Source organism: Janthinobacterium sp. LPB2021202312-11-4 (assembly GCF_037049705.1).
In the GTDB taxonomy this organism is placed as follows: Bacteria; Pseudomonadota; Gammaproteobacteria; order Pseudomonadales; family Pseudomonadaceae; genus Aquipseudomonas.
Map to the genome: position 1 here is coordinate 53,310 of NZ_JBAGKV010000018.1, position 14,730 is coordinate 68,039.

The 14,730-nt window shown below is 60.3% G+C and carries 11 protein-coding genes; 6 read left to right on the plus strand and 5 right to left on the minus strand.

Features of this window, described 5'->3' with window-relative positions; genetic code table 11:
- Positions 1 to 50: 50 nt before the first annotated feature.
- From topA to V5E99_RS19405, 3 genes are all read left to right on the plus strand, one after another.
- Entirely contained in the window at positions 51 to 2,678 is a 2,628-nt protein-coding gene (gene topA, locus V5E99_RS19395) for a type I DNA topoisomerase (protein WP_499803880.1), read from the plus strand.
- A 140-nt stretch (positions 2,679 to 2,818) separates the two neighbouring features.
- A complete protein-coding gene (locus V5E99_RS19400) occupies positions 2,819 to 3,343 on the plus strand; it encodes a DUF6586 family protein (RefSeq protein WP_499803881.1) in 525 nt (174 codons plus the stop codon).
- Positions 3,344 to 3,347: 4 nt separating this feature from the next.
- Positions 3,348 to 3,728 carry a hypothetical protein gene (locus V5E99_RS19405; protein ID WP_499803882.1) on the plus strand — a complete coding sequence of 127 codons (381 nt, stop codon included), beginning with the start codon at positions 3,348 to 3,350 and terminating at the stop codon, positions 3,726 to 3,728.
- Between the two features lie 93 nt (positions 3,729 to 3,821).
- On the opposite strand, the gene sulA is transcribed toward V5E99_RS19405, so the two are convergent.
- Both sulA and lexA read right to left on the minus strand, forming a co-directional pair.
- Positions 3,822 to 4,295: an SOS-induced cell division inhibitor SulA gene (gene sulA, locus V5E99_RS19410; RefSeq protein WP_499803883.1), complete on the minus strand. Its 474-nt coding sequence runs from the start codon at positions 4,293 to 4,295 to the stop codon at positions 3,822 to 3,824.
- 10 nt (positions 4,296 to 4,305) lie between these two features.
- Positions 4,306 to 4,914 (minus strand): transcriptional repressor LexA, encoded by a 609-nt coding sequence (lexA, locus tag V5E99_RS19415; RefSeq protein WP_499803884.1) that lies wholly within the window; start codon positions 4,912 to 4,914, stop codon positions 4,306 to 4,308.
- Between the two features lie 229 nt (positions 4,915 to 5,143).
- Here lexA and V5E99_RS19420 point away from each other — a divergent pair, with 229 nt between their 5' ends.
- The 3 genes from V5E99_RS19420 to V5E99_RS19430 all read left to right on the plus strand — a co-directional run bounded on the left by V5E99_RS19420 (position 5,144) and on the right by V5E99_RS19430 (position 7,770).
- A complete protein-coding gene (locus V5E99_RS19420; protein WP_007907768.1) occupies positions 5,144 to 5,851 on the plus strand; it encodes a TetR/AcrR family transcriptional regulator in 708 nt (235 codons plus the stop codon).
- Positions 5,852 to 6,009: 158 nt separating this feature from the next.
- Positions 6,010 to 7,020 carry a beta-N-acetylhexosaminidase gene (nagZ, locus tag V5E99_RS19425; protein WP_499803885.1) on the plus strand — a complete coding sequence of 337 codons (1,011 nt, stop codon included), beginning with the start codon at positions 6,010 to 6,012 and terminating at the stop codon, positions 7,018 to 7,020.
- A gap of 12 nt (positions 7,021 to 7,032) precedes the next feature.
- Positions 7,033 to 7,770, plus strand: coding sequence for an S-methyl-5'-thioinosine phosphorylase (locus tag V5E99_RS19430; protein WP_499803886.1), 738 nt, complete (start codon positions 7,033 to 7,035; stop codon positions 7,768 to 7,770).
- Between the two features lie 117 nt (positions 7,771 to 7,887).
- On the opposite strand, the gene V5E99_RS19435 is transcribed toward V5E99_RS19430, so the two are convergent.
- The 3 genes from V5E99_RS19435 to mfd are packed head-to-tail and all read right to left on the minus strand — an operon-like array spanning position 7,888 to position 14,614.
- The gene (locus tag V5E99_RS19435) at positions 7,888 to 10,578 is read right to left on the minus strand and encodes a DEAD/DEAH box helicase (RefSeq protein WP_499803887.1); all 2,691 of its coding nucleotides are present in this window, start codon (positions 10,576 to 10,578) and stop codon (positions 7,888 to 7,890) included.
- 9 nt (positions 10,579 to 10,587) lie between these two features.
- Entirely contained in the window at positions 10,588 to 11,154 is a 567-nt protein-coding gene (locus tag V5E99_RS19440) for a CsiV family protein (protein ID WP_499803888.1), read from the minus strand.
- Between the two features lie 10 nt (positions 11,155 to 11,164).
- The gene (gene mfd / locus V5E99_RS19445) at positions 11,165 to 14,614 is read right to left on the minus strand and encodes a transcription-repair coupling factor (protein WP_499803889.1); all 3,450 of its coding nucleotides are present in this window, start codon (positions 14,612 to 14,614) and stop codon (positions 11,165 to 11,167) included.
- Positions 14,615 to 14,730 lie beyond the last annotated feature (116 nt).

Below are 14,730 nucleotides of genomic sequence, written 5' to 3' on the forward strand. Positions count from 1 at the left end.
GTCAGGCGCCAACCGCCTTTCACTTCTAGAATTCAGGAATTTTCTGATCCATGGGCAAATCGCTGGTCATTGTGGAATCCCCGGCTAAGGCCAAGACCATCAACAAGTATCTGGGTAACCAATACGTGGTGAAGTCGAGTATCGGCCATATCCGAGACCTGCCCACCAGCGGTTCGGCTAGCGCCAGCAAAGAGCCAGCCGCCAAGCGTGGCAAGGCCGCTGCGGGCGAAGGTCCGGTGCTCACGCCGAAAGAGAAGGCGCGCAAGCAGCTTGTCTCGCGCATGGGTGTCGATCCCGATCATGGCTGGAAAGCCAAGTACGAGATCCTCCCGGGCAAAGAGAAAGTCATCGAAGAGCTGCGCCGGCTCGCCAAAGATGCTGACACCATCTATCTCGCAACCGACTTGGATCGCGAGGGGGAAGCCATTGCCTGGCACCTGCGCGAAGCCATCGGTGGTGACGACAGCCGCTACAAGCGCGTGGTGTTCAACGAAATCACCAAGAAGGCGATTCAGGAAGCCTTCTCCAAGCCGGGCGAGCTGGACATCGACCGTGTAAATGCCCAGCAGGCGCGTCGTTTCCTCGACCGCGTGGTGGGTTACATGGTTTCGCCGCTGCTGTGGGCCAAGGTCGCTCGTGGCCTGTCCGCCGGTCGCGTGCAATCGGTAGCGGTCAAACTGGTGGTTGAGCGTGAGCGTGAAATTCGCGCGTTCAACCCGGAAGAGTACTGGGAAGTTCACGCTGATCTCGGCACCGCCAAGGGCGCCACCGTGCGCTTTGACGTGGCCCGTGAGAAAGGCGAAGCGTTCAAGCCGCTCAACGAAACCCAGGCCATGGCCGCGCTGGAGAAACTCAAGTCTTCCAGCTACAGCATCGTCAAGCGTGAAGACAAACCGACCAGCAGCAAGCCGTCGGCGCCGTTCATCACCTCCACCCTGCAGCAGGCCGCGAGCAACCGCCTGGGCTTCGGCGTGAAGAAAACCATGATGATGGCCCAGCGTTTGTACGAAGCGGGCTACATCACGTATATGCGTACCGACTCCACCAACCTCTCGGTGGATGCGGTGGCGATGGCGCGTACTTATATTGAAGGCGAGTTCGGCAAGAAGTACCTGCCGGAAAACCCGAACGTCTACAGCAGCAAGGAAGGCGCACAAGAGGCTCACGAAGCGATTCGTCCCTCCGACGCCAATACCGAGCCAAGCAAGCTGACGGGCATGGAGCGGGACGCTGAGCGGCTCTACGAGCTGATCTGGCGCCAGTTCCTCGCTTGCCAGATGCTGCCAGCGCAATACTTGTCGACCACGGTGACCGTGGGTGCCGGCGATTTCGAGCTGCGTGCCAAGGGCCGCATCCTGAAGTTCGACGGTTACACCCGCGTCATGCCGCAAATTGCCAAGCCTGGCGATGATGATGTGCTGCCGGACATGGCCCAGGGCGACGCGATGAAGCTGATCAAGCTTGATCCGACCCAGCACTTCACCAAGCCGCCGGCCCGTTATTCGGAAGCGAGCCTGGTTAAAGAAATGGAAAAACGCGGCATCGGTCGTCCTTCGACCTACGCAGCGATCATTTCGACCATCCAGGACCGCGGCTACGTGGCGCTGCACAACCGTCGTTTCTACTCGGAAAAGATGGGTGACATCGTCACCGAGCGGCTGGCCGAGAGCTTCTCCAACCTCATGGACTACGGCTTCACTGCCGGCATGGAGGAGAACCTCGATGACGTGGCCCAGGGCGAACGCGACTGGAAAAGCGTGCTTGATGAGTTCTACGGTGACTTCAAGAAAAAACTTGAAGTAGCCGAAAGCGCTGAAGGCGGCATGCGTGCCAACCAGCCTGTCATGACCGACATTCCATGCGTGGTGTGCGGCCGTCCGATGCAGATCCGTACTGCATCGACCGGCGTGTTCCTCGGCTGTTCGGGCTACAGCCTGCCTCCGAAAGAGCGCTGCAAGGCCACCGTCAACCTGGTGCCGGGCGATGAAATCGCTGCGGACGACGAGGGTGAGTCGGAATCCCTGGTTCTGCGCGGCAAGCACCGCTGCCCGATCTGCAGCACGGCAATGGATGCTTACCTGCTGGATGAGAAGCGCAAGCTGCACATCTGCGGTAACAACCCGGATTGCGATGGCTACGAAATCGAAGAAGGCAGTTATCGCATCAAGGGCTATGAAGGTCCGAGCCTGGAATGTGACAAGTGCGGCAGCGAGATGCAGCTCAAGACCGGCCGTTTCGGCAAGTTCTTCGGCTGCACCAACGCGACATGCAAGAACACCCGCAAGCTGCTGAAAAGCGGTGACGCGGCGCCGCCGAAGATGGACCCGGTGAAGATGCCTGAGCTGAAATGCGAAAAGGTCAACGACACCTACATCCTGCGCGACGGTGCATCCGGCCTGTTCCTGGCGGCGAGCCAGTTCCCGAAAAACCGCGAAACTCGTGCTCCGCTGGTGATCGAGATCGTGCCGCACAAGGATGAGATTGATCCGAAGTACCACTTCCTGTGTGACGCGCCGAAGAAAGACCCGGATGGTCTGCCTTCCGTGATCCGTTACAGCCGCAAGACCAAAGAGCAGTACGTGCAGACAGAAGTCGACGGTAAGCCGACTGGCTGGAAAGCCTACTACGACGGCGGCAAGTGGACGGTTGAAGACAAGCGACCAGCCGCAAAAGCTTAAAAGACGCTGTACATAAAAGGCCGTATGACAATCCTCGGATTTTCATGCGGCCTTTTGTTTTGGGCTTGCGGTCAGATCATGTGATCCACGACACTGTCCGACCTGTGTGAAGCAAATATTTCGCTGTGGAGGCTGCCGTCATGGCCCACGAACTCTATACCCGTACCAACCAGAAGATTTATTTCGCCGGCCTGTCGCTCGAAGCGCTCGCCAGAGCTGAAGAGGGGCGGGCGATGAACTCCCTGGCGTTGATTCAGGCCGGACGCGAATCGGCGCTGTTCCACCTGTACGGTGCGTTGCTGGGGCTCTGCCATGAAATCGCCGGTTTCTATCGTTTGCCGCAGGCCAATGCGCCGCGCGCGGAGATGTTGCTGACCCGCGAGGTGCTGGAAGCCATCGCCATTCCGGAAATGGCTGAGCTGGTCGAATTGGCTAACAACTCTGAAACCTGGCTGGCCAAACTGCTGGCGGCTCACGCGGCACTGTTCCAGCCACCAAGGGTGCCGCACAAGCCAAAGGGCGACGTGACGCAGCCACTGATCATGGCTGTTAACCTGGACGATGAAGAGCCTGCGCAAGAGCTGAGTCGAGACGAACTTGAGAGCTGGCGTCAGAACCTCAAAGGGTTGGCGCTTCGCTTCCGTGAAGGGTTGAACGAGTGCTGAGAGATTGATCGATGTGACGGATGACCCATTGGGTTGTCCGCTCAGGATGAGTGATAACAGATATTTCTTCGCGATGACTTCTGGTCAAGATCCCGAGCGAAGCCTGGCCGATGCCTATATAATCCCCGCCTTTCGTGGAGAACAGACCTTTATGCCAACGTCCTTTCTAGAAATTGTCGAGTTACCAGACGGCCGAATCGAGCTTCGAAGGGCTGAGGACGAGGGTTCTCTGGTTACTTTGGATTTCTCCGAGGACGCCAAAGCGTTCCTGCAAGGCAATCACGTGGAAGTCGCCAAGGCGATGTTGAGCGTTGGTGTGCAGATGGCGGGACGCCTGGTTGAAGGCGAATTCAATAAAGATGAAGAGCCTCGGATTCTGCATTGATCCCGTCCGTCGGTTTCTGCTGATACCGCTACACATCGGCTTCTCTATCCTTGGAGAAGCCTGGCGCTGTTCAAGGCGCACATTGATTGTCAGTTAGCCCAGTCGAATGTTCAGACTTTGAGCGTCCCCGGTGCGGGCGGCGCTGATCAACTGTTGCCGTGAGCTGGCATTCAGCGGGTTGAGCCAGCTGACGACCGTGTGGCTGCGCCCCAGTCGCAAGGCCTCGCACGTCAATTGTTGAGCGCTCTGGGTGCCGCGAGGTTGCAGCAAAAGGATGCGTTCGCGGTTCAGGCCGGCGTCTCGCAGCCAGGCCTGGGTCAGGCTGGCGGGCGGGGCGATCAGGGTGAGCCAGCGTGCATCCTGGTCCTGGCTCAATTCCCGAAGAATCGGCGCCAGAAGATTCAGGCAGCTCCCCGCCGCACCACGCAGTGACAGCTCACTGAAGACTTCGGGCTCGGCGCTCCAGGGCGACTCGACCACATCTTTCAGAATCGGCGCCAGTGGTTGCGCCATGAACGCCTCGAACAACGGCAGTTGGGCTTGCTGTGGTGTGTGTGGGAACTGCATAAAGCCTCCTTTAGCGGCGAATCACGCCGACACTCAAGCCTTCGATCACCAGTTCCTGATCTTTCAGGTTGACTTCGATGGGGGCGAACTCAGGGTTTTCGGCAATCAGCCAGACCTTGCTGCCATCGCGCTTGAAGCGCTTGACGGTCACTTCATCGCCAATCCGTGCCACCACGATCTGGCCGTTGCGGGCCTCACGGGTGGTGTGGACGGCCAGCAGGTCACCATCGAAAATGCCCACGTCCTTCATGCTCATGCCGTGTACCCGCAACAAGTAGTCTGCGCGTGGATGGAAGAACGTCGGATTGATGTTGCAGGACTCTTCGATGTGTTGCTGGGCCAGAATCGGCGCGCCGGCTGCCACGCGACCGATAATCGGCAGGGTGGACTCATCGGTCTTGGCTTCGAAACCAGGGATGCGAATGCCGCGAGAAGCGCCTGGGGTCATCTCGATGGCGCCCTTGCGGGCCAGCGCCTTGAGGTGTTCTTCCGCCGCGTTGGGCGACTTGAAGCCCAGTTCCTGAGCGATTTCAGCTCGGGTTGGCGGGTAGCCGTTGTCGTCAAGGCAACGTTTGATGAAGGCCAAAATCTCTGCTTGGCGTGGCGTCAGCTTTAGCATATTGATCGCTCTGTCTTTTTATACAGTGACTGGGATTATATACAGTGAAAGCGTCTTGGCAATGCCCCTTTTTTTACCGACCGCCGGACGGTCGATCAGCACGCTGATTGAAGCTTCGGAGTTGTATGGTTAAATAGCTGACCGACCATTCCCAAAACGAACCGCCAGGCTTGACAACGCCTGGGCTGAAACGTATGTTTCAAACAAGTGTTTGTCAGGCGGAGTAGCCATGGCCCAGTCGGAAACCGTTGAACGCATTCTCGATGCTGCCGAGCAGTTGTTCGCGGAAAAAGGTTTCGCCGAAACCTCATTGCGTTTGATCACCAGCAAGGCCGGAGTCAATCTGGCGGCGGTGAACTATCATTTCGGCTCCAAGAAGGCGCTGATCCAGGCGGTTTTCTCGCGTTTCCTCGGGCCGTTCTGCCTCAGTCTCGATAAAGAGCTGGAGCGACGTCAGGCCAAGCCGGAAAACAAGCCGACGCTTGAAGAGCTGCTGGAAATCCTCGTCGAGCAGGCCCTCGTGGTGCAACCGCGCAGCGGCAACGACCTCTCGATCTTCATGCGTTTGCTGGGCCTGGCTTTCAGTCAGAGTCAGGGCCACTTGCGTCGTTATCTGGAAGACATGTACGGCAAGGTGTTCCGTCGCTACATGATGCTGGTCAACGAAGCCGCGCCGCGTATTCCGCCGATTGAACTGTTCTGGCGCGTGCACTTCATGCTCGGCGCCGCGGCGTTCAGCATGTCGGGGATCAAGGCCTTGCGCGCCATTGCCGAGACCGATTTCGGCGTCAACACCTCGATAGAGCAAGTGATGCGCCTGATGGTGCCGTTCCTGGCCGCCGGCATGCGTGCCGAAACCGGTGTCACCGACACGGCCATGGCCACCGCGCAGTTGCGTCCGCGCAGCAAATCGGCACCGGTTGCCGCCAAGGTTTAACCGCACACGGGTGGGCGCGGCAGCTGACATCCGCTAAGCTAGCCGCCCATGCCGACTCTCGTTCTGAACCCGCCCCCCATTGATATCGCCGACCTGCCGGGCATCGCCCACGGCGGCGAATCCGTGCGAGGCGGGTTTATCGTTTTCAAGGAATCTCTATGACTGCTGGCCTGCAAGGCTCGTTGATGGTGGACGTCGCCGGTACCTGGCTGACGGCCGAAGATCGCCAATTGTTGCGCCAGCCCGAAGTGGGCGGCCTGATCATTTTTGCCCGCAACATCGAGCACCCGCGCCAGGTGCGTGAGCTGAGCGCTGCGATCCGCGCCATCCGTCCTGATCTGCTGCTGGCAGTGGACCAGGAGGGCGGTCGGGTTCAGCGCCTGCGCCAGGGCTTCGTTCGTCTGCCCGCCATGCGTGCCATCGCCGACAACCCGAATGCCGAATACCTGGCCGAACAGTGCGGCTGGATCATGGCGACCGAAGTTCTCGCTGTCGGCCTCGACCTGAGTTTCGCCCCGGTGCTGGACCTGGATTACCAGCGCAGCGCCGTGGTCGGCACCCGCTCGTTCGAAGGCGATCCCGAGCGCGCAGCGTTGCTCGCGGGTGCCTTCATTCGCGGCATGAACAGCGCCGGCATGGCTGCCACCGGTAAACACTTTCCGGGTCACGGTTGGGCCGAGGCTGACTCCCACGTCGCGATTCCCACCGATGAGCGCAGCCTTGACGAGATCCGCGCCAACGACCTGGTGCCATTCGCGCGCCTGAGCAAGCAACTGGCCGCCGTCATGCCGGCCCACGTGATTTATCCACAGGTTGATGCCCAGCCAGCCGGTTTCTCCCGCCGCTGGTTGCAGGACATTCTGCGTGGTGAGTTGCAGTTCGATGGCGTGATTTTCAGTGACGATCTGTCCATGGCCGGGGCCCACGTGGTCGGCGATGCCGCCAGCCGTATCGAAGCCGCACTGACCGCCGGTTGCGACATGGGCCTGGTGTGCAACGATCGCGCGGCCGCCGAACTGGCCCTGAGCGCTGCCCAGCGAATGAAGGTCACGCCGTCGCCGCGTATCGCGCGGATGCGCGGGCAATCGTTCGTCGGCATCGAATACCGTCAAGACCCGCGCTGGCTCACCGCTATCGGTGCGCTCAAAGACGCTCAACTGATTGAATAAGGACTTTTCGTTATGACGATCTACGCGATTATCGGTGGTACCGGGCTGACTCAACTCGAAGGCCTGAGCATTCGTCAGTCACTGACGGTGGATACGCCTTACGGTCCGCCATCGGCCGAAGTCCATATCGGCGAGTACGCGGGCAAGGAGGTGTTGTTCCTCGCGCGCCACGGTCACCCGCACCGCTTCCCGCCACATCAGGTCAACTACCGCGCCAACCTTTGGGCGTTGAAACAGGCCGGCGCTGAAGCGATTCTGGCGGTCAACGCCGTGGGCGGGATTCACGCCGCGATGGGCACCGGGCATTTCTGCGTGCCCCATCAACTGATCGACTACACCAGCGGTCGCGAGCACACCTACTTCGCGGGTGATTTGGAACATGTCACCCACATCGATTTCAGCTACCCGTACAGCGAGCCGCTGCGTCAGCAGTTGATCGCCGCGTTGGCCGCTGAAGGCGTTGGCTACAGCAGTCATGGCGTGTACGGCTGCACCCAGGGCCCCCGTCTGGAAACCGTTGCCGAAATCGTGAAGCTGGAACGTGACGGCTGCGACATCGTCGGCATGACCGGCATGCCGGAAGCGGCGCTGGCCCGTGAGCTGGAGCTCGATTACGCCTGCCTCGCGCTGGTGGTGAACCCGGGGGCGGGCAAGTCCACGGCGGTGATCACCATGGCTGAGATCGAACAGGCGTTGCATGACGGGATGGGTAAGGTTAAGTCGACGTTGGCGCGGGTGCTCAAGGGCTAAGCAAGGCGCCGCACCGAGTTGAGCCCTTCGCGGGCAAGCCTTGCTCCTACGGGGTTCACATCAATCCTGTAGGAGCGAGGCTTGCCCGCGAAAGCGATCGACCAGACATCACCAATATCAACGCTTCTCGAGCTTATCCGGCAACGGCGCAAACAACGCCTCGATATCGTCACTCTGCAACTTCCAGTCCCCGGCCGAGCGTCCGTCCAGGACGCCGGCCGCGAGGTCGGATTTTTCCTTTTGCAGATGCTGAATCTTCTCTTCCACGGTACCCCGGGCAATCAGCTTGTAGACGAATACCGGTTTCTCCTGGCCGATGCGATAAGCCCGGTCCGTCGCCTGGTTTTCCGTCGCCGGGTTCCACCATGGGTCGTAGTGAATCACCGTATCGGCTTCGGTCAGGTTCAAGCCCACGCCACCAGCCTTCAGGCTGATCAGAAAAATCTGACGCTTGCCGCTCTGGAAATCCTTCACCGGCGCCCGTCGGTCGCGGGTTTGTCCGGTCAATATCGCGTAGTCCACACCGCGTTTTTTCAGCTCTTCTTCGATCAACGCCAGCATCGACGTGAACTGCGAGAACAGCAGAATCCGCCGACCTTCTTCGAACAGCTCTTCGAGCATTTCCATCAAGCTGTCGAGTTTGCCGGACGTGCTGCCACGGGTCGGCAGGGCGGCGTCGTTGACCAGTCGCAGATCGCAGCAGACCTGACGCAACTTCAACAGCGCCTCAAGAATGATGATCTGGCTGCGGGCTACGCCTTTGCGGGTAATTTCGTCGCGGACTTTCTTGTCCATGGCCAGGCGCATGGTTTCGTACACGTCGCGCTGGGCTTCGTTGAGTTCGACCCAGTGGATGATCTCGGTTTTCGGCGGCAATTCCGTCGCCACTTGTTCCTTCGTCCTACGCAACAGAAACGGTTTTATCCGACCGTTGAGGTGCTGAAGTCTGACTTCACTGCCGCGCTTTTCAATCGGCACGCGGTAATCGCGGTTGAAGCTTTTGACATCGCCGAGCCAGCCGGGCAGCAGGAAGTGGAACAGCGACCACAACTCGCCCAAGTGGTTTTCCAGCGGTGTACCGCTCAGGCACAGGCGTTGGCGCGCATTCAGTTCACGAGCCGCTTGGGCAGCCTTGCTGTTGGGATTCTTGATGTATTGCGCTTCATCCAGCACCAGAACGTGCAGCGGCAAGGCGGCCAGGGTTTCAACGTCCTTGGGCAGCAACGCGTAGGTGGTCAGGATCAGGTCGTAATCGGTCAGGTTCTCGAAGTGCTTTTTGCGACTGGCACCGTACAGCGCCAACACTTTGAGCTGCGGCGTGAAGTGCGCCGCTTCGTCGAGCCAGTTGGGGATCAGGCTGGTGGGCATCACCACCATGCACGGGCGGTCCAGGCGTCCGGCGATTTTCTCTGTGAGAACGTGCGCCAGGGTCTGTAGGGTTTTGCCCAGGCCCATGTCATCCGCGAGAATCCCGCCGACTTCCAGTTGTCGCAATGATTGCATCCAGCTCAAGCCTTCGAGCTGATACGGTCGCAAGGTGGCGTTCAAACCCTCCGGCGCGGTGGTCGTGAAGTCCTTGATGTCCCGCAGGCGCTGGGCAAAGGTGCGAATCTGCTCGCCGCCTTCCCATAGTAACGGCATGCCTTCGAGCGGATTCAGGCGAGTGGCGTCGGCCTTGCTCAGGCGCAGCGTGGTTTCGCCGGGCTCTTGCAGGTAGAACTCGCCGAGAGTTGCCAGTACCGGTTTCAAGCGGCCGAAGGGCAGGGCGACTTGCAGCGGGCCGTACTCGGAATTTGGCCGGTTCGGGATGTTCACCAGGATCAGCTCGTCGTCGCGACGTCGGGCCAGGCGTTCAGGGTTGAGGATTTCGGTGTGCGAGCGCATCAGGTTCAACAGGATCGGCAGCAAACTCAGGCGCTCGCCGTTGACGATGATCCCCAGTTCCAGGTCAAACCAGTCGCGCTCTGGCGCTTGTTCGACGGTGGCGTACCAGTCGTCCACGGCGGTCAGATCAAACCCGAAGTCCTCGTCGATCTGCAACTCCCAGCCCTGGGTGCGCAGCTTCGGCAACTCATTGAGCGTGAACGTCAGCCAGGCGCTGTCGTTGACCATCTCGAATAGTTCGCCGGCGCTTTCCGGCAAGGCCTTGCTCTGCCGGGTGGCGATCTTGAAACCGAGGATTCTTAACTGTTCTCTGTAGGCCTGTTCGACTTCGGGGTGACGTTTTATCCGTAACGTCTGTGTTTCCTGGCGAATCAGCACGTCGGCATTTTTCTGGCCGGACACATATTCATCCAGATAGCTGAAGGACAGTGCCGCGCGATGCTGGATGTAACGCTGCATCTTGCCGTTGCGCGGTTCGAAAGCGCTGAACTCGATGCTCGCCAGCCACAGGCGCGGCACCGGTTGCACGTTGTCCACCAGTACTTGTGGTGGCGCCTTCGGGCTGCGGTCCAGCACGGCCTGGAGTTTTTCCAGCAGTTCGGCGTCTTGCGCGGCGGCGGGATAAGCCAGGGTTTCCTGGACTTTCAGCAATACCGCCGCGCAGTGTTTGCAGTTGCTGTGGACCGGGCAAGAGCACGTGGCGTCGATCATCAGCAATGTGCCTTTGGCTGACTCGCGCAGGCGAATGGTCTGACGGTAAACGTTACCGCCCGAGCCTTCGCAAGCGGCGACGATGGTTGCGTCACCGGCCTCGACGATCCTCACGCGGTTCTCTATCGCGTAGCGACGGCCGCGCTCCAGGCTCTGTTCCTTGAATCGGCTGACCCAGGAAGGTGCCAGGGGTTTGCTCAGGGTCGCAGACATAAGGACTTATCAGTCCGGAATTTGTTCAGGAGCTGGCCGAGGCGCAGGGGCGGTCAGCGAAGTGATCTTGATCAGCAGGCCGAGGTGGCCGTTATCGAGAAAATTCAGCTGGCCGTTCTTGGTGTGGCTTTCCTGCTTCAGGCGTTCGCTGGCGGTGACCATGCCGTTGCCGTCGATCTGGTTGACCCAGAAGTCCGCGTCCACATCGGTGAAGCGCCCCAGTTTCAGGTTCAGCGTGCCCTCGATCGGAAACTGACCGTACTGTTCCTTGCCGTCGCTGATCGCGATTTTGCTGGCGGATTCGCCCAGGGTCTGTTGCCAGGCCTTGTGCAGCAACACGGTGTAATCATTGCTGGCGGTGAGTTTCTCCACTTCGCTGTTAAGGCTCGGCGTGCGCTGGCTGTCGGGGCTCAGGCGCTGGGCACCGGCCGCCCAGTCTTCCGGTGCGGCCCGGCTGACGATGGCCGGCACGGCGTTTTGCCGGACCAGAATCATTTCGACCTGATACAGATCATCGGCAAACGCCGTAGGGGTGACCAAAGCCATTAACAAGGTCAGTGAGCGAAACAGGCGCATGCGGCGTCCTTCAAGCAGTTTTCGGGAGGAGGCGTTCAAACAGCGCCTCTACAGTATTAAAGCGCTCTTCCGGGCGCTCCATCGGCACCATGAACTTGAACATCGTGGCGCCTTCGAATTTGTAGCGTTTGGGTTGGCTCTGGATCAGTTTGATCAGCGTCAACGGGTCGACCGGGGTTTGCGCCGCGAACTCGATGCGACCACCTTGCGGGCCGCCGTCGACTTTCTTGATGCCCAACTGTTCGGCCTGCAACTTCAGCAGCGTGATCCGCACCAGATTTTTGGTCGGCTCGGGTAGCAGGCCGAAACGGTCGATCATCTCGACTTGCAGGTCCTTGAGACCTTCTTCATCCGTAGCCGAAGCGATGCGCTTGTAGAGAATCAAGCGAGCATGAACGTCCGGCAAGTAGTCCTCGGGAATCAGCGCAGGCACGCGCAGATTGACTTCCGGACCGCCGCCCAGCGGCTGATCGAGGTTCGGCTGTTCGCCCTTGCGGATGGACTTCACCGCGCGTTCGAGCATTTCCATGTACAGCGTGAAACCCACAGCCTGAATCTGCCCGCTCTGGCCGTCGCCGAGCAGTTCGCCGGCGCCACGGATTTCCAGGTCGTTGGTGGCAAGCACGAAGCCCGCGCCGAGGTCCTGGGTGTTGGCAATCGCTTCCAGACGCTTTTCCGCGTCGCCGGTGATTTGCTGGCGCGGCGGCGTCAGCAGATAGGCGTAAGCCTGGTGGTGACTGCGGCCGACCCGACCGCGCAACTGGTGCAACTGCGCCAGGCCGAACTTGTCGGCACGCTCGATGATGATGGTGTTGGCGCTCGGCACGTCGATTCCAGTCTCGATGATGGTCGAGGCAATCAGCACGTTGAAGCGCTTGTGATAGAAGTCACTCATGACCTGTTCGAGTTCGCGTTCGCGCATCTGCCCGTGGCCGATGCCGATCCGCGCTTCCGGCACCAGTTCGGCGAGGTCGGCGGCGCATTTCTCGATGGTTTTCACGTCGTTGTGCAGGTAATAGACCTGACCACCACGCAGCAACTCACGGAGCAAGGCTTCCTTGACCGTGCTTTTGTTCTGCTCCATGACGAAGGTGCGCACCGACAGGCGACGGGCCGGCGGTGTGGCGATGATCGACAGGTCGCGCATGCCTGACACCGCCATGTTCAGCGTGCGTGGAATCGGCGTGGCGGTCAGCGTGAGAATGTCGACTTCGCTGCGCAGGGCCTTGAGCTGTTCTTTCTGACGGACACCGAAGCGGTGTTCTTCGTCGATGATCACCAGCCCGAGGTTTTTGATTTTTACATCGTCGGACAGCAGTTTGTGCGTGCCGATCACGATGTCGATCTTGCCTTCGGCCAGCTCAGCGATGGCGGCGTTCACTTCCTTGGTGGACTTGAAGCGGCTCATCACTTCCACGCTCACCGGCCAATCGGCGAAGCGGTCGCGGAAGCTGTTGTAGTGTTGCTGGGCGAGCAGGGTGGTCGGCACCAGAATCGCCACTTGACGACCACCGTGCACCGCGATGAACGCGGCACGCATCGCCACTTCGGTCTTGCCGAAACCCACGTCGCCGCAGACCAGTCGATCCATCGGTTTCGGCGCGAGCATGTCGGCGCGCACGGCGTCGATGGTGGTTTGCTGGTCCGGGGTTTCTTCGAACGGGAACCCGGCGCTGAAGGTTGCGTAATCGGCTTTCGGGTCGGCGAAGGCATAACCTTCGCGGGCGGCGCGGCGGGCATAGATGTCGAGCAACTCGGCGGCGACATCGCGCACCTGTTCGGCGGCTTTGCGCTTGGCTTTCTGCCAGGTTTCGGAGCCGAGACGATGCAGTGGGGCCAGGGCGTCGTCGCTGCCGGTGTATCGGGCGATCAAGTGCAGGTTGGCCACCGGCACGTAGAGCTTGGCGCCTTCGGCGTATTGCAGGGTCAGGAATTCGGCAGCCTGATCGTCGATTTCCAGGGTCGCGAGCCCCAGATAACGCCCGACGCCGTGATCGATGTGCACCACTGGCGCACCTTCGCGCAGCTCGGTGAGGTTCTTGATCACGGCATCGTTGTTGCCGTCGGCGCGTTTTTCCCGGCGGCGACGCTGCATCACCCGTTGACCGAACAGCGGACTTTCCGCGATCAATGCCAGAGCCGGGTTGTCCAGCAGCAGGCCTTCGTCCAGCGGCGCGATGGTGATCGCCAGGCGATCCTTGCTCGCGACGAAGTCCGGCCAACTGTCGACGGTTTTCGGGCGAAGCTTCAGGCGTTCGAGCAGTTCCAGCAGTACTTCGCGACGACCCGCCGACTCGGCGGTGAACAGCACGCGACCGGGGAACTCGTCGAGGAAACCGGCCAGCGCCGCGAGTGGTTGGGTGGCCTTGGCTTCGATGGCCAGGTTCGGCAGCACTTGCGCCGGGAAGCGCTCGCGACCGACACCGGTTTCCACGTCCTGTTGGCTGGCCACTACGCGAGGCCAGTTTTTCAGGCGGGCGAAGCAGTCTTCCACCGGCAGGAACAGCTCGGCGGGCGGCAATAAAGGACGGGAAGGGTCGACGCGGCGCTCTTCGTAGCGATTGCGCACGTCGTTCCAGAAGTTCTCCGCCGCTTGCTCGATGCCCGGCAGGGAAAACACCTGGGTGTCTTGGGGCAGGTAATCGAACAGGGTCGAGGTTTCGTCGAAGAACAGCGGCAGGTAGTACTCGATACCGGCCGGGGTAATCCCGCTGCTCAGATCCTGAAAGATCGGGCAGCGGCGGAAGTCCACATCGAAACGCTCGCGGAACCGCGCCTTGAAGCGGGTGACCGCATCCTTTTGCAACGGAAATTCCCGCGCCGGCAACAGGCGAACGGTGTCGACCTTGTCGATAGAGCGCTGGTTGTCCGGGTCGAAGGTGCGAAGGGTTTCGATCTCGTCGTCGAACAGGTCGATCCGAAATGGCAGTTTGCTGCCCATCGGGAACAGATCGATCAGCGAGCCGCGTACGGTGAATTCGCCATGCTCGTACACCGTATCGACATAGCGATAGCCACTGGCCTCAAGCCGCGTACGCATTTGCTCGACGTCGAGCTTCTGGCCGACGTCCAGCACCAGGCTGCTGCCGAGCAGGAATTTGGTCGGCGCCAGGCGATGCAGTGCGGTGGTGATCGGCACGACCAGTACGCCGTGGGTCAACTCCGGCAGCCTATATAAGCTGGCAATGCGCTGGGAGATGATGTCCTGGTGCGGCGAGAACAGGTCGTAGGGCAGGGTTTCCCAGTCGGGAAAATGCAGGACGGGCAAATCCGGGGCGAAGAAGCTCAGCTCCTGCTCCAGCCGTTCGGCACTTTGGCTATCGGCGGTCAGCAGCAGGGTAAAGCGCTTGGCAGCGCTGGCGGCCTCGGCGATGGCCAGGCTCAGGGCGGCACCGGGCAGGTTGCCCCAGTGCTGTTTACCTGCCGCGGCAGGGAGAAGCGGTAGACGCAGAACGGGCACGGAAGGTTGAGCTCCAAGCGTTGCGACAAAGTCGGTAATTGTAGCGGCCTCAGGTGCCGGCTGTCAGTTGCAGATGTGTCTATTACGCGGGTTGGGCGAAATGTAGTGGTAAAGAC

Excerpts from the sequence above, each read along its gene's own strand:
- V5E99_RS19400 (WP_499803881.1), top strand. The coding sequence starts at position 2,819 with ATGGCCCACGAACTCTATACCCGTACCAACCAGAAGATTTATTTCGCC.
- V5E99_RS19420 (WP_007907768.1), top strand. The coding sequence starts at position 5,144 with ATGGCCCAGTCGGAAACCGTTGAACGCATTCTCGATGCTGCCGAGCAG.
- V5E99_RS19430 (WP_499803886.1), top strand. The coding sequence starts at position 7,033 with ATGACGATCTACGCGATTATCGGTGGTACCGGGCTGACTCAACTCGAA.
- topA (WP_499803880.1), top strand. The coding sequence starts at position 51 with ATGGGCAAATCGCTGGTCATTGTGGAATCCCCGGCTAAGGCCAAGACC.
- nagZ (WP_499803885.1), top strand. The coding sequence starts at position 6,010 with ATGACTGCTGGCCTGCAAGGCTCGTTGATGGTGGACGTCGCCGGTACC.
- V5E99_RS19435 (WP_499803887.1), bottom strand. The coding sequence starts at position 10,578 with ATGTCTGCGACCCTGAGCAAACCCCTGGCACCTTCCTGGGTCAGCCGA.
- sulA (WP_499803883.1), bottom strand. The coding sequence starts at position 4,295 with ATGCAGTTCCCACACACACCACAGCAAGCCCAACTGCCGTTGTTCGAG.
- lexA (WP_499803884.1), bottom strand. The coding sequence starts at position 4,914 with ATGCTAAAGCTGACGCCACGCCAAGCAGAGATTTTGGCCTTCATCAAA.
- V5E99_RS19440 (WP_499803888.1), bottom strand. The coding sequence starts at position 11,154 with ATGCGCCTGTTTCGCTCACTGACCTTGTTAATGGCTTTGGTCACCCCT.